A 21,324-nucleotide genomic window follows, 5' to 3' on the forward strand; every position below is an offset into this window, starting at 1 on the left:
TCGGCTACGCTAACGCTGAGTTTACTTCGGCAGTAAGCCCAAATACATAAGCGATTTCAAGCTGTGATTGTAACGAAATAGTTTTAATAATGCAAGAGATATCAAGTAAGTTGAGTCTGTATGACTAATACTTGATATGTGTGAGGTAGAGGCCGTTATGGGGTGCGATATCGGTGGAGTATCGTTTGAGACAGTTCAACTGCTCGATAAGCTGTTCTTTCGTAGCTTTCCCCGCCGAGATGCGGAGTAAAAAACCGACCATAAGGCGGATTTGGGAGCGGAGAAATCCGTTCCCCTCGAACACGAGGACAAAATATCCTTTATGAGAGTAGGCATAGGCGCGGTAGATGATGCGGGTGAAGTGATCCATATCGTTGCCGCTTTTTTTGAAAAGCTCAAAGCTATGCGTCCCTTCGAAACATTGGATAGCATCGGCTATCACTTCTCGGTTGAGGGTGGGGATAAACGAGACGAAATTATCTTCGAACGGGTTGGTCGTCCCCTCTTTGATGATGTAGCGGTAGACGCGACGCTTGGCACTGTAGCGGGCATGGAATTCACTATCCACAAATTCGATTCGCAAGATGCGCAACGAATTGGGAAGCTGGAGGTTGAGCATCTCTTTGAGCCGCGTTAAATCTGTCCAAAAGAGAGGGAGGTCGATGTGCATTACTTGGTGGGTGGCATGGACACCGCGATCGGTACGTCCTGAGCCTTTGGGGGCGGCGTTGATTTTGAGCCGTTTGAGGGCGATGATGAGGGTACCGATAACGGTTTCATGGGTGGTGGGCTGTTGTTGAGAACCCATAAACGCTGAGCCGTTGTAGCTCATCGTGATTTTGGCTCGGTTCAAAAACGGCTCCCAACCAGACGTTTGTAAAAGCTATAGCTGAGAATAAACCAGATAAGTGCGACGATCCAGATTGTATGAAAGGCGAACCATTTTTGAATCATGATGGCGGCCGCATAGAATCCGACGATGGAGAGGAAAAGCCACAGATAGATCCACCGTTTTTGGTGGCGGGCATGAACGACCCCCAGCGCGATCATCAAAAATACCGAGAGGAGGGGAAAGAGACTCAAGAGGGTATTGGTAATGAGGAGTCTGTCTTTTTTTCCCCGTTCGATTTCGTTCGTCCAAAAATCGAGGGTGTCACGGTAGATAGTAGGATCGGTCGTCATTCTATCGTTGATGTATCCGGTTTTAAAGAGCATGGTTTTGAGAAGTTTATCGCTGTAGCTGTAGCTTTCGCCATCACTCAATTTCAGCTGTAATACCCCGTTTTTATTGATGAGTTCCGCTTTATCGGATTTGATAAGAATTTCATCTTTCATATCTTTGTTAAAGAGGACAACATCTTCAAATACACGTGAATCTTTATCGCTTTTGTTGATAAAAAGCATCCACTCGCCGAAATGGTGACCAAACTCTGAAGCACTGAGGTTGAATTTCGCTTCCGCCCTTTTTTTCTCTAAGAAGTTGCCTGAGATGACCTTGATATAAGGGATGACAACGATGAAGTTGACAAACAGCAACAGGGTAAGGAGGAGGGCGGGTACTGCCAAAACTCGCCCCACAAAAGAGGGGGATATCCCAAGCGAGAAGACGACAACCATCTCATTGTCATTGGAGAGACGATAGAGTGCCAATGCTCCGCCGACGACAAAAGCGATAGGGAGGGTGTAAAAGAGGAGTTCGGGGATGACGAACAGGTAGAGTTTTCCCATTTCCAGCAGGCTCAGTTGAATGACCGCCGTGTAGGTCGCGAGTTTGATCAAAAAGATGACCGAAGCGATCGCGAAGAGGGGGAGAAATATGGAGAAAAAGAGTATCGACAGATGCGATAAGATGTACTGACGTAATTTACCCATATATGCTCACCATCAAATCGTTGGCATAGCTATCGAACATGAGAACGATCCAACAGGCTAATGCTAAAAAGGGGATAAACGGGAGTTGTTTGGACTCTTCGCTCTCATCTTGGGTTAATAGGAGTGCGGGAAGTGCCAATACGGCACCGAGGAAGATGGCGGCAAGTCCGAGTTTGACCCCGAGCAGTGCCCCCATCGTCGCGGCGATCATAATATCGGCTTCCCCCATCGCCTCTTTTTTGATGGCGTAGGAGAGATAAAAGCGAAGGAGGGTAAAACCTCCGGCAAACAGGAGAGCGTTGGTGACGTTATAGCCGAACTGCTCAAACGAAGTGACGCTAAAGACGGCGATAGTGAGCGCTCCGAGGTTGAGGCTATCGGGAACCATTTTATAGCGATAATCGATAGCGGAGAGGGCTAGAAGCAACGCAAACGTCACGGCGATTCCCGCCGCTTGGAAGGTAAGGCCGAATTTCAGCGCGCTAAAGAGGAAAATAAGAGCGCTGAGTACTTCGATAAGAGGATACTGGATGGAAATCTTTGCTCCGCAAAAGGCACATTTTCCCCGTAAAAAAAGCCATGAGAGAATGGGAACATTATGCCAAGCTCTCAGCGGTGTGTTGCAACTCATACAGTGGGATGCGGGGAAAGAGACGCTCTCATTACGCGGGATGCGCAAGATCATCACATTCAAAAAGGAACCGATTACCGCTCCAAAAATAAAAATAAATAAAAATTCCATCAATTCAAACCTCCGAAGCGTCTTTCGACCGTTTTAAATTTTTTGATAATACTTTCAAGCTCATCGGTACTAAATTCCGGCCAAAGGGTCTTGGTAAAGAAGAGTTCTGCGTAGGCCGCCTGCCACAACAGAAAATTCGAAAGTCGATGATCTCCACCCGTTCGGATCAGCAGATCGACATCGTGGGGACAATCGAGGGCATTGTTCAGCGACTCTACCGTGAGGGTTCCTTTTTCACAAAGGGTGTTGGCGGCACGGACAATCTCGTCACGACCTCCGTAGTTCAGTGCAAGACATTGAACCAAGCTATTGCAATGCGCGGTAGCTTTTTGCACATCCTCGATCACATTGCGGAGTGATTTCGAGAAAATAGAGAGATCGCCGATCGGCTCAAAACGGATATTCCCTTCCAGATAGGTGGCACGTTCACTTTTGAGATACCGCTCCAAAAGTTTCATCAAAAATTCGACTTCAATTTTCGGCCGTTTCCAGTTTTCGGTACTGAATGCATAGAGGGTCAGGCGATTAATATCGCTGTGAGCGGCGCAGTAGGTGGTGATGGCACGTACACTCTCAGCCCCTCGTTCATGTCCGTAGGTTCGGCTTTTTCCCTGAGCTTCTGCCCAGCGGCCGTTTCCGTCCATGATGATCGCGATGTGGCGAGGCTGATTGCTCATGCTGTGCACGCTTGTGCGTGATGGAGTATTTTTTCGGCAAGCTCAAACTTACTATGGCGACCCAAATCGATTACGTTCTCTTTGGTAATAAAGGTTATGCTGTTCTCGTTTCCGCCAAAACTTTTGGCATCATCGAGAAGATTGTAACACACCGCATCGACCTCTTTTTTCGTCAAAAGCTCTTTCGCGTTGTTTAGCCCCTCTTCACTGTCCATTTCTGCTTTAAAGGCGATAGTGGTAATCCCCTCTCGATCTTTGGCAAGTGTACTTAAAATATCCGATGTTTGGGTGAGTTCAATCTGCCACTTCTCCCCTAGCGTCGATTTTTTGAGTTTCCCTTGTTGCGGAAATTTAGGGGTAAAGTCTGCTACGGCTGCGACCATAAACAAAAAGGGGCGTTTTTGTATGAGTTTAATTGCCTCAGCCGTAGTGAGTGAAGCTTTGCTCAATTTCCCTTTTTTGGCAATACGTAGTGCGTCTTGGGTATACTCTAACATCTCTTTTGCATCGTCTACGTCAATCGTATAGATACTTTTAGGGAGTCCTTCGTTGCCCTTGGTCGTAATGTAGCATACATCAGCCCCTTTGAGATAGAGCGAAAGGGCAATAGATTTTGCCATTTTCCCCGAAGAGAAGTTAGAGATGTACCGTACTTCATCTATCTTTTCTCTTGTCCCTCCGCCGGTAATAACCACACGTCGATCTTCCCAAAAAGTCTCTTTGAGTAACACTTTTGCCGTTTCAAAAAAGATATCTATCGGCTCTGCCATTGCACCCTCACCGACTACTTGGCACGCCAACTCTTTGGTTTGGGTCTCAATGATCTCATAGTTGGCGATAGCGAGCATTTTTTGGGAGGCCTGAATCATCGGGTTTTGGATCATATTGGTGTTGGCTGAAGGGGCGAGTAATTTCGTACCGCTAAAGGCGAGTGCGCACTGGGTGAGGATGGTATCGGCGATACCGTTGGCGAGCTTGGCAATGGTGTTGGCGGTAACGGGAGCGATGACGAGTATATCCGCCCACGATGAAATCTTGATATGGTTGAAATCATCCGCCCACGATTCGTTGGTGTCATCGAGAACACGGTTTCGGCTAAGGGCTTCGAAACTCAGCGGTGCGACGAACTTTTTGGCGGCGGGGGTCATTACCACCCGTACTTCGGCTCCCGCTTTGATGTAGAGGCGGAGTAACTCTAACGATTTGTACGCCGCAATCGACCCCGTAACACCGAGGAGGATTTTTTTACCTTCAAGAAGATTAGTGGGAATCTGCATTATTTCCCTTTGCCGAAAAATTTGGTGAAAAACCCCGCTACTTTTCGGATCGGGGTACGGCTGAGGATGAGGATGTCGCTCTCGTATTTTCCTGCCGTTACGGTTGTACCTGCGGCGATCATGACGTTATCGGCTATCTCTACGGGTGCGACGAGCTGGGTATCGCTTCCGACGAAGACGTTTTTACCGATAATCGTCTGGTATTTTTTTACCCCGTCGTAGTTGCAGGTGATGGTTCCCGCACCGATGTTACTCCCCTCACCGATGGTCGCATCGCCGAGATAGCTCAAATGTCCCGCTTTGACCCCTTTAAGCGTCGATTTTTTCACCTCGACGAAGTTTCCGACATGGGTATCTTCGAGTACGCTCAGAGGACGCAGATGAGCCAGAGGACCGACATCGGAATTCGTTATTGTTGAGTCTTCGATAACGCTGTGGGCTTTGATATGGGAGTTCACAATGAGGGTGTTGCCGCAAAGTCGTACCCCGTTTTCGATCACACATTCTCCCTCAAATTTCACCCCTTCTTCGAGGTAAATGGTATGAGGCAGCTGCATAATGACCCCCGCATCCATCCATGTGCGGCGTAGACGATCCATCATAATCATCTCGGCATTGGTGAGATCATTTTTGGAGTTTACCCCTTTAAACTCTACCTCTTCGACAAAAAGAGGTGAGATTTCCAGACCATCATGCCGTGCCATTTCGATGACGTCGGTGAGGTAGTATTCCCCTTGGGCATTGGCATTGGACAATCGAGGGATATAGGTTTGCAGTACGTGATGTTTGAACGCATAGACACCCGCATTGACGGTATGGATCGCTTTTTCGCTCGCAGACGCATCTTTCTCTTCGACGATCCGCTGGACACGGTCGTTTTCGATAACGACCCGTCCGTACCCGCTCGGGTTTTCGAGAGAGATAACCGACATAACGATGTCGGCAGGATTGGCGAGAAATTTTTCGATGGAGGTACGCTCTATCAGAGGCATATCACCGTTGAGAACGAGGACATCATCGTATTTGGGTTTAATCCCCATCATCGCTCCCCCCGTGCCGGGGAAATTCTCGGCATCTTGGGTGACAAACGTCAGATGTGTAAAATATTTCTCCATAGCGGCAATGACGGCATCCCTCTGGTGGGCGACGACTACAATAACGTCGTCGGTAATTTCCCGCGCGGCTTTAATGCTGTAGTAGAGCATCTCGCGCCCGCATATCTCATGAAGCACTTTCGCTTTCGGCGATTTCATCCGAGACCCTTTTCCGGCGGCTAAAATGACGATAGAGAGAGGATTCAACATAGATGCTCCTGAGAATAATTCATGCAATTTTATCAGAATTTAATCAAGATACACACTTAGGTTGTGGTATTATCGCCTCTTTAAAAACTATTCTTTATCCACGGAGTCCTGTTTGGGTCGTTTAGCCTTTTTTCTCTTTATGATCCCGCTGATGCTTTGGGGCGCCGATCCGCAGATTCCTGCGATGAATTTTAATCTTACCGCTCCCGAATCTCCGGCAGAAGTGGTAAGTTCCCTTAATGTATTGCTGGTACTCACCGTCCTATTCTTGGCACCGAGCTTAGTTCTAGTGATGACGACTTTTACCCGCTTTGTCATCGTATTCGGATTTTTGCGTCAAGCTCTGGGGACACAGCAGGTTCCTCCGACCCAGCTTTTGGTAATGCTCGCCCTGATTCTGACTATTTTTGTAATGGAGCCGGTGGCAACCAAAGCGTATGATGAGGGGATTAAACCCTACAGCGAAGAGTTGATTACCTACGATGAAGCCTTCGAGAAAACAACCGAACCGTTTAAAAGCTTTATGGTACGCAACACCCGCGAGAAAGATTTAGCCCTTTTTCTCCGTATACGTCATATGGAAAATCCCCAATCGATTAAAGAAGTTCCTCTCACTATCGTCATCCCTGCCTTCATGATCAGTGAGCTGAAAACGGCGTTTGAGATCGGGTTTTTACTCTTCTTGCCGTTTCTCGTCATAGATATGGTTGTTGCCTCGATTCTAATGTCAATGGGTATGATGATGCTCCCTCCTGTTATGATTTCGATGCCGTTTAAAATTCTTGTCTTTGTCATGGTCGACGGGTGGAATTTGCTCATCGGAAATCTGATCGCCAGCGTCAAATAAGGGTTACAATGCAGTGTGAATATTTCGGAATTTGCGGAAGCTGCCGCGATTATGAAGAGGGGTATGAAGGGCAACTAAGCCATAAACTCTCAGCGGTGCAAGCGATGTTTTCCCCTTTGTATGCGGGTGAGATTACTGTTCGTCCCTCCCCGAGCGAGCAGTACCGTTTCCGTGCCGAATTTAAAATTTATCACGATGAGGGGGGAATCTCCTATGCGATGAGCCGCCTTGATCGTCAAGGGGCATTGAAAATCGAGCGATGTTCTATCGTCTCCCCTCATATTGCCTCGGTTATGGAGCGACTTCTGATTGAAATCAGCAATTTGGAGATTGCCCATAAACTCTTCGGCGTCGATTTTTTAGCCTCAGGTGAGGGGGAAGTAACTCTCAGTATGCTCTATCACAAACCGCTGGATGAGCAGTGGCAGAGCAGGGCACGTGAACTTGAAAAACGGCTCGGTGTGTACGTTATCGGACGGAGCCGCAAACAAAAACTGATCCTCTCCCAAGACTACGTCACCGAAAAACTTCACATTAACGGACGTGAATACCGCTACATCCACATCGAAAACAGTTTCACTCAACCGAATCCGAGAGTTAACGAGCAGATGATTGAGTGGTCGCTCTCTCAAGTGGGCGGTATCGGCGGTGATCTTCTCGAGCTCTACTGCGGTGCGGGGAACTTCACGATCCCTTTTGCGGCCAAATTTGATCGGGTTCTTGCGACGGAGATATCTAAATCTTCGATTATAGCGGCGAAACAAAATATGATGCTCAACGGTGTCGAAAATATCGAGTTTGTCCGCCTGTCGGCCGAAGAATTCACCCAAGCACTCGATTGTGTCCGTGAATTTCGACGTCTTGAGGGGCTGAATGTAGCTGATTATCACCTCAAAACCCTTTTTGTCGATCCGCCTCGCGCAGGATTGGGGGAAGAACCGTGTGCTTTTGCCGCACGTTTCGATCATCTCCTCTATATTTCGTGCAATCCTGAAACCCTTTATCGTGATTTAGAGATACTCTCACGTACCCATACGATTGACGCGATGGCGGCATTCGATCAATTCCCCTACACCCACCATTTAGAAATGGGTGTGAAGTTAACTAAAAAAGGATCTGTGTGAGAGCTGTTTTACTGAGTGTACTAAGTGCCTTGTACCTATACGGTGCCAATGATCCTCAAGCTATTCTCAATGATGTAGCCAAACTCAGACAAAAATACGAAGAGTGCCGCCAAGAACAAAACGCCCTCTCCACTACCGATGCAGCGGCTAAAATAAAAGGGTATCAAAAGCGGATATCTACTCTCGAAAATGAGATCAAACAACGTGACAGTGAACTGCAAAGTCTGAAAAAACGGACTACCGAACAAGAGCGTGAACTCTCCCAAAAAAGAGGGGTCATTCAGAGTCTCGAAAAAACGCTTACCTCTAAAGATCAAAAATATCGCGAGTTTGCCGCTCAGAATGAACGGCTTGCCAAAGAGACCAATACGATCAAAGTGAGTAAAGTCGAACGGGAAAATCTTAAACGCGCCCTTGTGAAAGCCAAAACAGATTTAGATACGCTTGAGAGATCGATGGGGAAAACCGATAAAGAGGCGGCGGCACTGCGCGTTTCATTAACCGATGCAAAAGCCGAGATTGAGAAACTTCGTACCCGTCCGATGCAAGGGCAAACGCAGGTTAAAGGGGTTGAACAGACTCCTAAGATAAGTGATCAGAGTGCTAAAGTCAAAGCTCTCCAAAATGAGCTCTCAAAAGCCAACGCGATGATAGTTCAAATGCAAAAAGCTCCTTCCGCAGTTGTCGTTCAAGAGAAGATTGTGACCAAAGTGGTAGAACCGACAGAAAAAATCGTAGCCCTTCAGCGTGAACTCTCAGCGGCTCAGGCGACGATTGCCAATTTGAAAAAAGGGACAAAAACGATTACCCAAGAGAGAATTGTCGAAAAAGTAGTCTATAAAGATCGTCCGGTAGTGCAAGAGAAGATCGTGGAGAAAGTAGTCTATAAAGATCGCCCGATTCCACCTGCAAAAGTAGCACTCAAATCGGCTGATGCGACCGAGAGACTCAACAAGGCATTGCAACAAAAGCTTACCCCTCCTAAAACGACAAAGGCAACAGCAACAAAAGAGCTGAAAGCTCCGGTTACAGTAGCAAGCACTCCGGTTAAACAGGGGAAATCCTCTGCGTACCGTATGGCATCTAATGCACCGATTTACAATGCTCCTGGGGGGTCTGTGGTCGATACGTGGGAATCGCGCCGATCGTTTACGGCAGGAAATCCATCAGGCGGATGGGTGCACATTACGGGATATTTCGTCAATCGTGTATGGCAGCGTACGGCGGATGGAGAGAATTTGTATGTAAGAGAGAGCGACGTTATCCGAAGATAACGCTCTTAATAGCCGTCCCACGGCATTTTTGCCTCTTTCCATCCGAACATAAATCCGTTTTCAAGATTGTAGGCTTTAATTCCCTCTTTAGCAAGAAGATTCGCCGCTGCAGTTGAACGCGGGCCGCTGCGGCAGACGAGGATAACCGAATCGACGTTACGGAGTTTCATCGCCTTCATGACATCACTGACAAAGTTTTTGTTAAATACCTCTTTGGCATCGTAGAGTTTTTGGATTTCCACGTGTCCTTTGGTTTTGTCGGTTTTTAGTTCAAACTCAGCACTTTTAACACGCTCCTCAACCGATTTCGGGACATAAGTCCACTCATACGCGGGGATATTGATAAATCCCTCTCCATGACCCGTATAGATAAATTCAAGAGTCGTCCGGACATCGACAATAATCGCTGATCCTTTTTTTTGCATCTCATGGGCTTCCGTAGCGCTAAGGTCACCCTCGTAAATGTCATCAGCGTTCAACGCCGCACAAGTAAGTAGTACAAATAGCAGTTTTTTCATCAAAAAATCCTCACAAAATGGTAATTGCGAATTGTATCCTAAGAAGATTATACTCAGATGAAAAAAATTAATGTACTATAATGAAAAAATAATGACGGAATGATGATTGATATTATAAAGATTGTTTATGTAACCGATTGGGCGATAGGAAATAGCAGTTTATCCAATAAAGACCCCTTCGGAGAAGTTTTACTCGGTTTTGATGCAGAGGTAAGTATTCAAGAAGAATTGCCCGATTTTTTCGATGATATCGATCTGTTGATTCTCCATCCCATGCAAATGAACAGTGCCATCTTCGAGACAATCAGTCGCAGCAAAAGTGAAAATCCTGCCATAAAAACGGTGGTTATTTCGAGTGCTCACGGCAGTGATCTATTTTTACAGGCGATAGATGTGGGGGTCGACAAATACCTTCTCAAGCCGTTGCTGCCGAGTGCGGTAAAAAAAGTAGCCGAACGGTTGATACGCCAGTCAATAGAGGCTAAACAGGCACAAAAAGCGTATAAGCAGATTAATCTGATGTTTGGAGCGATTTCGAAAACCTCCCTTTTAATCCGTATGGAAGAAAACGGCTTGATTATCGAGCTAAATGATTTGTTATGCCGATTGTTGGGGTATCAGAGTGATATGATGATCGGAAGCCACTGGATGCGGTTTGTGGAGCGTCGTTTTTGGAATTTTTTACGATCTTTGGTTCGAGAGAGGCTTAAATCCGGAGAAATTTATCGGGGAATCCTCGAACTTTTAAGTGCCAAAGGTGAGCCGATAACCGTGGACAGCACCATTTATGCTATCCGTAATCAACGTGGAGAGATAGAAGAGATCGTTTGTATCGCTCAGGATGTGAGTGAGGTGAATCGGGCTATTGTAGCCAGTATGGAGCAGTTAATTGATTACGAATCTTCGCTGACCGTATTATTCGATCATCGGTATGAAGCAATCTTAGTCAATAAAAAATATTTGGAGCTCAACGGCTTTACTCATAATAAAGAGTTCTTCTCATCGTGCGCTTTATGCTCTTGGTTTGCTGAAACGCCGGATGGTTTAAAGCCGATCACGCTAAAAGGATGGAGTCGAAAAGAGGTATTGGAATCTATTTTTACGTCAGTGTTCAGCGGAGATATCAAGGGACGGCTGGTGATGGAATATTTGAACCAAAGCAAGCAATTCTTTACCGTACATATCAGTTCCATGCCCAATCCGATGATACGCAGTGAAGAGTATCATATCCTCTACTTTATCGATGTTACACCGCTCGAGAGGCTCAAAGAGGATAAAATAAATGATGCGAAACTGATGAGTGTAGGACGTTTGGCTGCGGCGATCACTCATGAAATCAATACCCCCATTACCTACATTAAAGGGAATCTGGAATTACTGGAATGGGAGTGTGAGGATAAAATTCCTGAGGCTCTCTCTTTGTTTGAACCGATTCACGAGGGGATTGTCCGAATCGAATCGATTGTCAACTCGATGTATGAGTTTGCCGGTACCGGTAAAGAGGAGATGAAGCCGTGTAATATTCATACGACACTGGTATATGCTCTTCGTATCGTGATGAACCGTTCTAAACATATTGTTCCGATTTGGATCAATGGAGAGCTATTTACCCTTGCCAGCACTTATGATACAACCTCGTGTATGACGATGGGAATATCCAACCGTCTTGAACAAGTGTGGATAATAATGTTAAATAATGCGTTAGATGAATTCGAAAAGGGTACAATAGCGTATGAAAATCGCCGAGTTGATATTCGGTTTCATTGTAACCAAGATATTATTATCATTACAATCAGCGACAATGCAGGGGGAATACCTGAATCGATGTTGAATGGAATTTTTGATTTTGCGATCAGCGGAGATAAAAAACAGAGCATGGGGATCGGATTGAATGTCGCTAAAGCGATTATCGAGAAGCATGGAGGAAGTGTCAGGGTGAGTAACGAAAATCATGGTGCAGTTTTTGAAATTGTGTTGAAAAAATATGAGGAGACATTGGATGTGGTTTGATGGAGAGAGCGTAAAACTGAAGGAAGAGAAACGGTTGCTGCAAGAAGAGTGCAATGGTCTTAAAGAGCAATTGGCACTCTACAAAGAGATAGCCGCATTAAGTGACAAAGAAGCCCTCGTTGTTTTAAATCCCCAAGGGGATCCGATTTTTTTTAATGCCAGAGCTGAATCGATTACCAATAAAGAGACAGTCGTACGAGAGTTATCCAAAGGGGTCTCTGAAATAGCGGTCGGAGAGTGCGAAGCGTCCGTTATTACTAAAAGTATGAGTAACGGGATGAGAGGGTTTATCCTCATTAAGTCATCCGTAGTCGGCGGAGAAGACGGCAGTTTACTTGAGATGCATCAACAAAGCATTAAAGGGGCATTAAATGCAACTCAAAAAGTGTTTATGGATATTCTTGAAAAACTAAAAGATATGATTCAACAATCGAGTGAAACAGCCAAAGGGTCTGATGAAGGGCTCAAAATTGCCAATCATGTCGATGATTATATGAACAAACTCGCCGAACTTATGGAAGGGACACTTTCAACAACGGCAAGTCTTGTTTCACGATCAAATGAAGTCTCAAATGTTATTGCCCTGATCAAAGATATCGCCGATCAAACCAACCTTTTGGCATTGAATGCGGCTATTGAAGCCGCGCGTGCGGGTGAACACGGAAGAGGGTTTGCGGTTGTTGCCGATGAGGTGCGAAAACTGGCAGAACGTACCCAAAAAGCGACAAAAGAGATTGAAATCGTGATTCAATCGATGCAGCAGGATACCAATGAGATTGAAAGTGCAACCGAAGAGCTTGCAGGGATCGTTTCGAACACGAAAGAAGAGGTGTCGCAACTCAGTAGCCGTATGGGTGTTTTCCAGCGTAACTCTTCACGCAGTGTGTATGAAATTATGGATATTAGCAACTATATTTTCAGCAACTTGGCTAAAATTGACCACGTTATTTTCAAAAACAATGTTTATGCGTTCTTGTTCGGTCAAGCCAATGATTTCAAACCGGTTGATCACCATAACTGTCGCTTGGGCAAATGGTATGACGGCGGAATCGGAAAAGAGCAATTCGGCCATCTTAAATCGTACAGTCGATTGGAAGCACCGCATGCTGCGGTTCATTCCCAAGCGAATGCTCTGATTGCGGATTGCGGTGAGGGGAAACAATTGTGTTCTCGTACTCAAATCGAAAAGCGTATTAAAACCATTGAAGAGGCGAGTCACGGCGTTTTTGAAGCGCTTGATGTTTTGGTTGCCGAAAAAACGGAAGATTTGATGGGAAGTGCGATTAATCAACTATTTGGAGCAGTAAAATGATACGTTTATTGATTGTGGATGATGAACCTTCGATCGGAACGATGCTGGAAAAAGCATTAGGACGATCGGGTGATTTTAAAATTACCTACATAGACAATCCTGTCAATGCGGTTAGTCGCTTTCGTGCAGGTGATTACGATGGAGTACTTCTTGATATCATGATGCCGCAAAAAGACGGTTTGAGTGTTCTTGAAGAGATAAAAGCAAAAGATCCTGAGTGTGTCGTCGTGATGATGACCGCCTACTCGACCTTGGATAAAGTATTGCAAAGTCATAAAGTAGGGGCAGATCATTATTTACTCAAGCCGTTTGATTCATTGGCGAGTGTAGAGAAAAAAATTCGTGAATTGGTAAAAGAGAGTCTGTAAATTCTAAAGGTGGGGATTCTTTCCCCATTTTTTTTGTCCCGAAAGTTTATACCTTAGTAAGTAAGTATGAATACTTGACAATGAGAGAGAGCTGTATTAAAATGGTGAAAATTAAGGAGTTCACTATGGCACAGCAATGCCCCCTTATCTTTCGTCAAATAGATGCGACCGTTGTCCGTATTAATACATTATTCGTAATAAGTGCTATTAGTGCATTTTTAGTGACACACAATTGGGTAATATTAATCTTATTAGTCATTGATTTTATCCTTCGATTGTATGGGTATAAACATTTAAGCCCTATTCAAAATATGTCACTTTTTATTCAAAGAAAGCTTTCGTTTCCCGTTAAAATGGAAGATGCGGGTGCAAAGCGTCTGGCAGCATTTTTCGGAGTCGGATTTACCGTAGCATTATTGATTGCATACTGGCTGAATGCGGATTCGGCTGTTTTGATTATTGGCGGAATATTTCTATTTTGTGCTTCCATGGAGCTGTTTTTCGGATATTGTGTCGGATGTAAAATTTATTACATTGCAAAAAAACTTTATCCGAAAGGATTTGAGTAATGGCAGCGCTCTCGTCAAAAGCGATATACGGCCTCGCTGCTATGCACGTACTCTCACACGCCCCGTATGGAAGAGCAATGCAAGTGCGTGAAATTTCGGCAATGACACAAATCTCACACGGCTATTTGGAACAGCTTCTCTCTATTTTACGACGTAATAATCTGGTGAGCAGTATTCGCGGAGCGTCGGGGGGGTATAAGCTCTCCAGAGCCAGCCATGAGATCGATGTGATTGAGATTATTGAAGCGTTGGAGGGGCCTTTTTACAAAGTAGAAGGGAACATGGGATCCAGTTTAATTTTAGAGTATTTCTGGGGCGATATAGAGACTAAAATGCGTGCCCTTTTCGGAATGAAACTCTCCGAACTCGATCAATCGTATCAACCTCATTATTATGAAATTTAAACGATATGAATTATCGCTGTAGATTCCGTTTTGTTTCAATCAGTTTACGATTTTGCACCATAATGGTTTCAATTTCCTGAGCATTTTTCCCGTTGTAAACCTGCTCCATCGCAGCATTGCTTTTGGCGTACACTTCCTGATAAAAATCTTGTAAACTAGAACTTTTACTGTTCACTGAAGCGGTTTTATAAAAAGGCTGGACACGTAGTTTTTCTTTGGGTGCATATTTTGCCAAGACAGCTTCACTTGCTTTATTGATGCGCATACCGTACTCATTTTAAATTGGATTTGTATTTTCTTAGTAGAGTACAAGCAAAAAACGTACCTAAAATAATTGTTCTCTTACGTGCTAACGAAGTCATTTATGGGGTAAAATACGAGAATGAATATTACCGCATTAATTCTTATTGGAGCTTCGACAGGCGGCCCGGGTCGAATCTACTCGATTCTCTCTTCTCTTGAACGCCATTTTGGCGGAACCGTTATCATTGCACAGCATATGAGCGCCCCTTTTATCCCCAGTTTTGTTCATCAAATGCAATCGATAACACCCCTTCCTATCGTAGCCGTTACCTCTCCTATTAAGCTGGAGAGAGGTGAAATTTATATCTGTTCGATAACGTCTCGTCTCTCTCAAAAAGAGGGGGAGATTTGGCTGGAGCCTATGGAAGAGGGAAATTATCCTTATAATCCTCAAATTGATTTATTATTTTCATCGGCATCGCACCTCTCACCTGCGTTAAAACGGTTAGGGGTAATTTTGACCGGCATTGGGGATGATGGAGCGCTCGGGTCATTATCGCTGTATGAATCAGGGGGTGATTGCCTCTTTGAGAGTGAGGCGAGTTCTATCGTTTACGGTATGCCTCGCCGTGCAAAAGAGTTGGTGTGCAACGGCAATGTCGGCTCAATCGAAGAGATTATTGAGCGGATAAAAGAGTACGGAGGGTTAGATGTTCGGATGGTTTAAATCAAAAAAACTTCCTGTAGAGGATGAACAAGCTGCACAAAAGATTGAAAATTTTCTTGACCCTCAAGCAGTTTTGGATAAATTTACCGCGATCACCGGTATCCATTTTAAAAAAAAAGAGTCGATTACAACGTCCAAACTGATCCATTTTTGTCGTAACCATCACCTTTATTCTTTTGATGAGCTCTATTCGCGTCTTCAAAGTGATAGCGCAATTTTAGAAGCGTTAATCAATGTCTTAACCGTGAATGAAACCTATTTCTTCAGAGAATCCCGCCAAATATATTTTTTTGTGGAAAAAGTTTCTCGAAATAAGGAGAAGGTACGGATCTTATGCGCTCCCGGTTCTACGGGGGAGGAGCCGTATTCCATCGCAATGGCTTTACTAGAGGGGGGAATTCCGGCACAGAGGATCGAAATTATTTCTTTAGATATCAACAGTGATGTTGTAGCATTGGCGAGGGAGGGGCGCTATAATGCGAGATCACTTCATAAAACAGCGTCATCAGTACAGGAAAAATATTTTATCAAAGAGGATAAAATATTCACAATTTCGGATGACGTCAAACGTCTCGTGAGCTTCTATACCCTTAATATTTTTGATGACCACCTTTTTGAAATGGGTAAATTCGATATTATTTTTTCACGCAATATGCTTATCTATTTTGATGAATCTACGGTTATACGTGCCGTTGAGCGGCTCGGTCGACTTGCCCGCAGTAAAGATACATATCTCTTTTTCGGACATGCCGATTTTGTGAAGACCCCCCCGACGTTATTAGAACGTTATGAAGAGGGGATTAAGTTTTATACGATCCGTTAGAGCCCTTCATTGAGTACGTACCACAGTCTCTCAATCTCTTTATCATCTAAAAACAGGGTCGAGGCATTGGTATAGAGCCACTCCAATCCCTTAGGATTGATAGAGAGGGTATGGGAGCAGTTTGTGTGTGCGGGTAAAAAAGCCCGAATCAGGGAAATATCCTCTTCAATCGGAAGGTCACAGAAAAAGCAGTTGAGTTCGCGGTGCAACCGCCCCTCATGATCGAGTAGCCGGACATACGATTCGATGGCGACCCGTTTGGGATTTTGATCGCTCCAGCGCAGCGATGCATCATTTAAAAGGGCGAAATAAAACTCTCCGATCGATTCGGAATCTTTGAGATGGGGATGAAAGAGGGTGATAAACTGCTGCCACAATCGTAGCCGCTCATACTGGCTCATCCATGGAAAGCCGAGATGGATAACGTCTTTCATTCGGGGAATGGAAGATTTTAGAGAGTGTTCGGGTTCATAATCAATTTTGAACCCCATATTGATAGGGCTATGGCGTGCTCCGTAGAAGCGGTAAAGGGTCTGTAAGCTTTCCTCCGCTATGATAGTGACAATCATATCTTCTTCGCGTACACGGGTGAGTTTGATGATGAAGCCCTGCATTTATGGTTCTACTCTACACATTATTTTTTAATATCTTCATTATTTGCCGTCATTTTAACCTTTTTTAACCTAACAATCAGTAAAATAAGCAAATTTCATTTCTCTTTAAACTACTTATGTTTAAAAAGAGATTAAAAAATAATAATTTGCCGAATTTTATGGTGAAAGGTGACGATTAGAGTGGAATACCAAGACCTATTACGATCATTTAAAGATAACTGCGGATTCGGTTTGATAGCAAATATCAAAAACCGACCTTCACATGAAAACTTGGAGAACGCGATTACCGCGTTAGAGCGTATGATGCACCGCGGTGCAGTTGCGGCGGATGGGAAAACGGGTGACGGAAGCGGTCTTCTTTTATCTCTTCCGCGTGAATTTATGCGCGCAGCTGCAGCAGAGGAGGGGGTAGAACTTCCTAAAATGTATGCGGTTGCGGTAGTATTTACCCAAGATCCGTCTCAGTTGTCAGTCTTAAAACGGGTTTGTGCCAATAATGATCTTAGGGTAGTACTAGAGCGTTTGGTTCCCGTCGATACGAATGCTTTGGGTGAACAAGCATTGGCTACCCTCCCTGCTATTTATCATATTTTTATTACTCCTGATTCGTTGATGGCATCACAGCGATTTGACGCATTGCTCTATCTCAGCCGAAAAGAGATTGAGCATGAATTGGTTGAGGATTCCGATTTTTATATCGCGTCGATGTCAACCAGCGTCGTATCGTACAAAGGGCTTATTATGCCCACTCATATTAAAGAGTTTTACACGGATCTCCAAAATGAGAAATTCAAAATTTCATTTGCCCTTTTCCATCAACGTTTCTCGACCAATACGCTTCCTAAATGGCGTTTGGCTCAGCCGTTTCGTGCTGTTGCCCACAACGGTGAGATCAACTCGGTCGAAGCGAATCGTTTTAATGTCGCGGTAAAATCTGAATCGATCAAAAGTGAAGTGTTCACCGACGAAGAGATCGCGCGCCTTCTCCCTATCCTTCAGCCGGGCGGATCGGACAGTGCGAGTGCCGACAACTTTTTCGAGTTTTTGATTATCAACGGTATGGATTTTTTCAAAGCGGCACGTGCCGTTATCCCTGCGCCGTGGCAAAATGCTCCTCATATGGATCCTGAACTCCGTGCGTTTTACGAATACCACTCTACCGTATTCGAAGCATGGGACGGACCGGCGGCATTCTCCCTCACCGACGGACGCTATATCGGATGTGTCCTTGACCGTAACGGTCTTCGTCCTTCCAAATACATCATTACCCATGATGACACACTCCTCATCGCGAGTGAATACGGTGTTATCGATATCCCTGAGGATCAGATCAAAGAGCGCGGACGTTTGCAGTCCGGCCAAATGATCGGATTGGATTTGAAATTCGGTAAAGTCTTGAAAGACGGCGATATTAACGAATATCTTAAATCTTCCAATCCGTATATGAAATGGCTCAACGAGCACATGATCTATCTTCAAGAACATGTTGAAGAACATTATGGAACCCGTTGTGAATACGATGCCACTAACCTTATTCAGCGTCAACGTTTTTATAATATTACCCAAGAGGTGATTGAACAGGTGATTGAGCCGATGATGCGTGATGGCAAAGAGGCGGTCGGATCGATGGGGGATGATACTCCATTGGCTGCGTTCAGTGAAAAACAACGTCATTTCTCTGATTATTTCAAACAGCGTTTTGCTCAAGTAACCAACCCTCCGATCGATCCGATTCGCGAAAAAGTGGTGATGAGTCTCAATACGGGATTCGGTGAAACCCATAATATTTTGGATGAAATCCCTTCGCACGCACACCGTCTTAAAGCGACATCCCCGATCATTACGCGTGAAAAACTTGATGTTCTCAAATCATTCGGTGATCCTAAATCACCGCGCTATGAATCTCATTATACGAACGGAGTTTTCTCAACGGCGTATAAAGGGGGATTGAAAGCGGCGTTGGAAACGTTGGTTGAAACTATCATTAAAGCGGTATCCGAAGAGGGTGTCCGCATTGTTATCCTTGAAGAGAGCGGTTTTGACAAAGAGCACAAAACGATTCCGATGGCTATGGCGGTAGGGCGAATCAGCCGAGGATTGTTAGATAAGCGTATCCGTCATTTGGTCTCGATTGTCGCGTGTACATCTGAGGTGATCGATTCTCACGGTGCAGCGACATTGATCGCGTATGGTGCAAGTGCCGTTTATCCTATCTTGTTATTTACGACGGTTGCAGCGCATATCGAGCAGCACAATAAGGATGTCAGTTGTTCCGAAGCATTTAAATCGGTTCATTATGCCCTCAATGCGGGATTGCTCAAAATAATGTCGAAAATGGGGATTGCAACGATTGCGTCATACCGTAATTCAGGATTGTTTGATGTCATGGGTCTAAGCCGTGAAATCGTTCATGAATGTTTCGGCGAATCGCATGCGATGATTCCTGGGCTAACTTACGAAGACATCGATGCACGACTTGATCGTAACCACAAAGATGCGTTTGAAGTGAGCGGATTTAATACGATTTTCCCGCTTAAAATCGGGGGATACTATAAGTTCTACAACGGACAAGAGCATCATGATTTCAATCCGGATGTGATTCATGCGATTCATCTTGTTGCCAAAACCGGCAAGAAGGAAGATTTTGATCGTCTTAGCAGTTTGGTTAACGGGCGCGGACAAAAATTTATCCGAGATTTCTTTGAATTCAAATCCGATCGTAGCGCTATCGATATTTCAGAAGTAGAGTCTAAAGAGGCTATTTTTAAACGTTTCGCTTCAGCGGCAATGTCTTTAGGGTCTATCTCCCCTGAAGCGCATGAATGCATCGCCGTTGCGATGAACACGATCGGCGCACAAAGCAACTCAGGTGAGGGAGGAGAAGACGCTGAGCGTTTCGGAACCCTCAAAAACTCTAAAATCAAACAGGTTGCATCGGGACGTTTCGGGGTTACTCCGGCGTATCTCCGCTCTGCCGAAGAGATTCAAATCAAAGTAGCCCAAGGGGCAAAACCGGGTGAGGGTGGTCAGTTACCTGGTCATAAAGTGAGCGGTCTCATCGCACGCTTACGTTATACCATGCCGGGCGTTACCTTGATCTCACCTCCGCCGCACCACGATATCTATTCGATTGAGGATTTGGCGCAGCTTATTTTTGACATGAAACAGGTCAACCCGAACGCAAAAGTGGCGGTTAAACTTGTTTCTGCCGCAGGTGTCGGTACGATTGCCGCGGGTGTAGCGAAAGCATACGCCGATAAAATTATTATCTCAGGCGGAGATGGCGGTACGGGTGCCGCACCGCTTACTTCTATCAAGTTCGCAGGAAATCCATGGGAACTCGGACTTTCCGAAGCTCATAATGCCCTTAAAGTCAACAATCTCCGAGGACTGGTTCACGTTCAAACCGACGGAGGACTCAAAACGGGTATGGATATCGTCAAAGCAGCACTATTAGGGGCTGAGAGCTATGCGTTCGGTACGGGAGCACTCACAATCATCGGATGTAAAATGCTCCGTATCTGTCATGTCAATAAATGCTCCGTCGGTATTGCAACCCAAAACGAAAAACTTCGAAGTGAACATTTTGAGGGGACGGTTGAGCAGTTGATCAACTACTTCACCTATTTGGCGGAAGACGTACGTAAAATTATGGCGCAGCTGGGTTATAAAACGATGGAAGAGATGATCGGACGAAGTGATTTGCTTCGTGTGGTTGACACGGAATTCGCTAAAAAATTCGATTTTAGTTCGGTATTGCATCGTGAAGAGGGGGTAAATACCTGTCAATCACCTTCTAATGAACCGTTTGATGACAATGCATTTGAGCAAAAAGTCCTTGCAGAAGTGATGGACTCGATCAAACACCCTGAACGCACTATCCGTATCACACGTGATATTTGTAATCTTAACCGTAGCTTCGGTGCCCGAATCAGCGGTGAAATCGCCCACTATTACGGAGACAAAGGACTTAAAGCCGATACGATACGTCTCCAGCTCAAAGGGATTGCCGGTCAAGCATTGGGAGCATTCCTCAATAACGGTGTCTCTATCCATCTTGAGGGTGTAGCGAATGATTACATCGGAAAAGGGATGCACGGCGGTAAAATTGTTATCCGGTCTCAAAATCAGGGTGAAGCATTTGCTGCAGGTGGAAATACGTGTCTTTACGGTGCAACGGGAGGAAAACTCTTTATTGCCGGATCGGTCGGTGAGCGCTTCGCTGTACGTAACTCCGGTGCACTTGCCATCGTTGAGGGGACAGGGGACAACGCGTGTGAATACATGACGGGCGGTGTTGCCGTGATTCTCGGAAAAACCGGTATCAACTTCGGTGCAGGTATGACAGGCGGGTTTGCATTCGTCTACGACAAAGATCACAGTTTTGTTGAAAACGTTAACCGTGAACTCGTTGATGCCCTTCGTATCGATACGGATGATGGGGATGAAGCACGCCATTATCTCAAACGTCTTCTCAAAGAGTATGTTGCCGAGACAGAAAGTGAGATGGGTCGAATGCTACTTAAAAATTTCCGTGTAGAGATCCGAAACTTCTGGCTTGTACGCCCGAAAAACTTAACAAAATTGCCACTCAATCCGGATAAAGGGGACTAAGAAAT

General features: G+C 45.1%; 20 protein-coding genes and 1 pseudogene. 12 read left to right on the forward strand and 9 right to left on the reverse strand.

The features are described from left to right. Window positions 1-124: 124 nt before the first annotated feature. Genes truA through glmU form a run of 6 tightly spaced genes read right to left on the reverse strand, consistent with a single transcriptional unit; the run spans window position 125 to window position 5,872 of the window. Complete coding sequence (gene truA, locus Q8O20_RS05150) at window positions 125-853, reverse strand: tRNA pseudouridine(38-40) synthase TruA (RefSeq protein WP_305530275.1); 729 nt, start codon at window positions 851-853, stop codon at window positions 125-127. Further along, the gene (locus tag Q8O20_RS05155; protein WP_305530276.1) at window positions 850-1,872 is read right to left on the reverse strand and encodes an LptF/LptG family permease; all 1,023 of its coding nucleotides are present in this window, start codon (window positions 1,870-1,872) and stop codon (window positions 850-852) included. Before Q8O20_RS05155 ends, truA begins: the two co-directional genes overlap by 4 nt. Beyond that, the gene (locus Q8O20_RS05160; RefSeq protein WP_305530277.1) at window positions 1,865-2,614 is read right to left on the reverse strand and encodes an A24 family peptidase; all 750 of its coding nucleotides are present in this window, start codon (window positions 2,612-2,614) and stop codon (window positions 1,865-1,867) included. The genes Q8O20_RS05155 and Q8O20_RS05160 overlap by 8 nt, the downstream gene beginning before the upstream one ends. After that, window positions 2,614-3,291, reverse strand: a complete 678-nt coding sequence (locus Q8O20_RS05165; RefSeq protein WP_305530278.1) for a di-trans,poly-cis-decaprenylcistransferase — start codon at window positions 3,289-3,291, stop codon at window positions 2,614-2,616. The genes Q8O20_RS05160 and Q8O20_RS05165 overlap by 1 nt, the downstream gene beginning before the upstream one ends. Next, the gene (gene coaBC / locus Q8O20_RS05170) at window positions 3,288-4,568 is read right to left on the reverse strand and encodes a bifunctional phosphopantothenoylcysteine decarboxylase/phosphopantothenate--cysteine ligase CoaBC (RefSeq protein ID WP_305530279.1); all 1,281 of its coding nucleotides are present in this window, start codon (window positions 4,566-4,568) and stop codon (window positions 3,288-3,290) included. The genes Q8O20_RS05165 and coaBC overlap by 4 nt, the downstream gene beginning before the upstream one ends. Further along, window positions 4,568-5,872: a bifunctional UDP-N-acetylglucosamine diphosphorylase/glucosamine-1-phosphate N-acetyltransferase GlmU gene (gene glmU, locus Q8O20_RS05175; RefSeq protein ID WP_305530280.1), complete on the reverse strand. Its 1,305-nt coding sequence runs from the start codon at window positions 5,870-5,872 to the stop codon at window positions 4,568-4,570. The genes coaBC and glmU overlap by 1 nt, the downstream gene beginning before the upstream one ends. A gap of 139 nt (window positions 5,873-6,011) precedes the next feature. Between glmU and fliP the strand changes: the two genes are divergently transcribed. Genes fliP through Q8O20_RS05190 form a run of 3 tightly spaced genes read left to right on the forward strand, consistent with a single transcriptional unit; the run spans window position 6,012 to window position 9,117 of the window. Then, entirely contained in the window at window positions 6,012-6,719 is a 708-nt protein-coding gene (fliP, locus tag Q8O20_RS05180) for a flagellar type III secretion system pore protein FliP (RefSeq protein ID WP_304741765.1), read from the forward strand. Between the two features lie 8 nt (window positions 6,720-6,727). Continuing rightward, a complete protein-coding gene (trmA, locus tag Q8O20_RS05185; protein ID WP_305530281.1) occupies window positions 6,728-7,843 on the forward strand; it encodes a tRNA (uridine(54)-C5)-methyltransferase TrmA in 1,116 nt (371 codons plus the stop codon). Beyond that, entirely contained in the window at window positions 7,840-9,117 is a 1,278-nt protein-coding gene (locus Q8O20_RS05190) for a hypothetical protein (RefSeq protein ID WP_305530282.1), read from the forward strand. The genes trmA and Q8O20_RS05190 overlap by 4 nt, the downstream gene beginning before the upstream one ends. 5 nt (window positions 9,118-9,122) lie before the next feature. Here the strand turns inward: Q8O20_RS05190 and Q8O20_RS05195 are convergent, their stop codons facing one another. Beyond that, window positions 9,123-9,635: a rhodanese-like domain-containing protein gene (locus Q8O20_RS05195; protein ID WP_304740601.1), complete on the reverse strand. Its 513-nt coding sequence runs from the start codon at window positions 9,633-9,635 to the stop codon at window positions 9,123-9,125. A 99-nt stretch (window positions 9,636-9,734) separates the two neighbouring features. Between Q8O20_RS05195 and Q8O20_RS05200 the strand changes: the two genes are divergently transcribed. The 6 genes and pseudogenes from Q8O20_RS05200 to Q8O20_RS05220 all read left to right on the forward strand — a co-directional run bounded on the left by Q8O20_RS05200 (window position 9,735) and on the right by Q8O20_RS05220 (window position 14,298). Beyond that, window positions 9,735-11,645, forward strand: coding sequence for an ATP-binding protein (locus tag Q8O20_RS05200; protein WP_305530283.1), 1,911 nt, complete (start codon window positions 9,735-9,737; stop codon window positions 11,643-11,645). A gap of 514 nt (window positions 11,646-12,159) precedes the next feature. Further along, window positions 12,160-12,456, forward strand: a pseudogene (locus tag Q8O20_RS11955) (methyl-accepting chemotaxis protein); the annotation flags it as partial. 84 nt (window positions 12,457-12,540) lie between these two features. Further along, window positions 12,541-12,957: a CZB domain-containing protein gene (locus tag Q8O20_RS11960; protein WP_371131547.1), complete on the forward strand. Its 417-nt coding sequence runs from the start codon at window positions 12,541-12,543 to the stop codon at window positions 12,955-12,957. Next, a complete protein-coding gene (locus Q8O20_RS05210) occupies window positions 12,954-13,325 on the forward strand; it encodes a response regulator (protein ID WP_305530284.1) in 372 nt (123 codons plus the stop codon). Before Q8O20_RS11960 ends, Q8O20_RS05210 begins: the two co-directional genes overlap by 4 nt. 125 nt (window positions 13,326-13,450) lie before the next feature. After that, window positions 13,451-13,894 carry a DUF4395 domain-containing protein gene (locus tag Q8O20_RS05215; RefSeq protein WP_304740592.1) on the forward strand — a complete coding sequence of 148 codons (444 nt, stop codon included), beginning with the start codon at window positions 13,451-13,453 and terminating at the stop codon, window positions 13,892-13,894. Next, on the forward strand, window positions 13,894-14,298 hold the full coding sequence (locus Q8O20_RS05220) for an Rrf2 family transcriptional regulator (protein WP_304740590.1): 405 nt from the start codon (window positions 13,894-13,896) through the stop codon (window positions 14,296-14,298). Before Q8O20_RS05215 ends, Q8O20_RS05220 begins: the two co-directional genes overlap by 1 nt. 10 nt (window positions 14,299-14,308) lie before the next feature. Here the strand turns inward: Q8O20_RS05220 and Q8O20_RS05225 are convergent, their stop codons facing one another. Further along, a complete protein-coding gene (locus Q8O20_RS05225; protein ID WP_304740588.1) occupies window positions 14,309-14,563 on the reverse strand; it encodes a hypothetical protein in 255 nt (84 codons plus the stop codon). A 117-nt stretch (window positions 14,564-14,680) separates the two neighbouring features. Between Q8O20_RS05225 and Q8O20_RS05230 the strand changes: the two genes are divergently transcribed. Together Q8O20_RS05230 and Q8O20_RS05235 are read left to right on the forward strand one after the other, a co-directional pair. Continuing rightward, on the forward strand, window positions 14,681-15,268 hold the full coding sequence (locus tag Q8O20_RS05230; RefSeq protein ID WP_305530285.1) for a CheB methylesterase domain-containing protein: 588 nt from the start codon (window positions 14,681-14,683) through the stop codon (window positions 15,266-15,268). Further along, window positions 15,252-16,091 carry a protein-glutamate O-methyltransferase CheR gene (locus Q8O20_RS05235; protein WP_305530286.1) on the forward strand — a complete coding sequence of 280 codons (840 nt, stop codon included), beginning with the start codon at window positions 15,252-15,254 and terminating at the stop codon, window positions 16,089-16,091. Before Q8O20_RS05230 ends, Q8O20_RS05235 begins: the two co-directional genes overlap by 17 nt. Here the strand turns inward: Q8O20_RS05235 and recO are convergent. Then, complete coding sequence (recO, locus tag Q8O20_RS05240; RefSeq protein WP_304740582.1) at window positions 16,088-16,705, reverse strand: recombination protein RecO; 618 nt, start codon at window positions 16,703-16,705, stop codon at window positions 16,088-16,090. The genes Q8O20_RS05235 and recO overlap by 4 nt on opposite strands. A gap of 180 nt (window positions 16,706-16,885) precedes the next feature. Here recO and gltB point away from each other — a divergent pair, with 180 nt between their 5' ends. Further along, window positions 16,886-21,319, forward strand: coding sequence for a glutamate synthase large subunit (gltB, locus tag Q8O20_RS05245; protein WP_305530287.1), 4,434 nt, complete (start codon window positions 16,886-16,888; stop codon window positions 21,317-21,319). Window positions 21,320-21,324 lie beyond the last annotated feature (5 nt).

It is taken from the genome of Sulfuricurvum sp. (genome assembly GCF_030691015.1).
Lineage (GTDB): Bacteria > Campylobacterota > Campylobacteria > Campylobacterales > Sulfurimonadaceae > Sulfuricurvum.

What these genes read in the sequence shown, in the direction of transcription:
- Q8O20_RS05155 (WP_305530276.1), bottom strand. Translation starts at nt 1,872, where the DNA reads ATGGGTAAATTACGTCAGTACATCTTATCGCATCTGTCGATACTCTTT.
- Q8O20_RS05160 (WP_305530277.1), bottom strand. Translation starts at nt 2,614, where the DNA reads ATGGAATTTTTATTTATTTTTATTTTTGGAGCGGTAATCGGTTCCTTT.
- Q8O20_RS05165 (WP_305530278.1), bottom strand. Translation starts at nt 3,291, where the DNA reads ATGAGCAATCAGCCTCGCCACATCGCGATCATCATGGACGGAAACGGC.
- coaBC (WP_305530279.1), bottom strand. Translation starts at nt 4,568, where the DNA reads ATGCAGATTCCCACTAATCTTCTTGAAGGTAAAAAAATCCTCCTCGGT.
- glmU (WP_305530280.1), bottom strand. Translation starts at nt 5,872, where the DNA reads ATGTTGAATCCTCTCTCTATCGTCATTTTAGCCGCCGGAAAAGGGTCT.
- fliP (WP_304741765.1), top strand. Translation starts at nt 6,012, where the DNA reads ATGATCCCGCTGATGCTTTGGGGCGCCGATCCGCAGATTCCTGCGATG.
- trmA (WP_305530281.1), top strand. Translation starts at nt 6,728, where the DNA reads ATGCAGTGTGAATATTTCGGAATTTGCGGAAGCTGCCGCGATTATGAA.
- Q8O20_RS05195 (WP_304740601.1), bottom strand. Translation starts at nt 9,635, where the DNA reads ATGAAAAAACTGCTATTTGTACTACTTACTTGTGCGGCGTTGAACGCT.
- Q8O20_RS05200 (WP_305530283.1), top strand. Translation starts at nt 9,735, where the DNA reads ATGATGATTGATATTATAAAGATTGTTTATGTAACCGATTGGGCGATA.
- Q8O20_RS11960 (WP_371131547.1), top strand. Translation starts at nt 12,541, where the DNA reads ATGGATATTAGCAACTATATTTTCAGCAACTTGGCTAAAATTGACCAC.
- Q8O20_RS05210 (WP_305530284.1), top strand. Translation starts at nt 12,954, where the DNA reads ATGATACGTTTATTGATTGTGGATGATGAACCTTCGATCGGAACGATG.
- Q8O20_RS05215 (WP_304740592.1), top strand. Translation starts at nt 13,451, where the DNA reads ATGGCACAGCAATGCCCCCTTATCTTTCGTCAAATAGATGCGACCGTT.
- Q8O20_RS05220 (WP_304740590.1), top strand. Translation starts at nt 13,894, where the DNA reads ATGGCAGCGCTCTCGTCAAAAGCGATATACGGCCTCGCTGCTATGCAC.
- Q8O20_RS05225 (WP_304740588.1), bottom strand. Translation starts at nt 14,563, where the DNA reads ATGCGCATCAATAAAGCAAGTGAAGCTGTCTTGGCAAAATATGCACCC.
- Q8O20_RS05230 (WP_305530285.1), top strand. Translation starts at nt 14,681, where the DNA reads ATGAATATTACCGCATTAATTCTTATTGGAGCTTCGACAGGCGGCCCG.
- Q8O20_RS05235 (WP_305530286.1), top strand. Translation starts at nt 15,252, where the DNA reads ATGTTCGGATGGTTTAAATCAAAAAAACTTCCTGTAGAGGATGAACAA.
- recO (WP_304740582.1), bottom strand. Translation starts at nt 16,705, where the DNA reads ATGCAGGGCTTCATCATCAAACTCACCCGTGTACGCGAAGAAGATATG.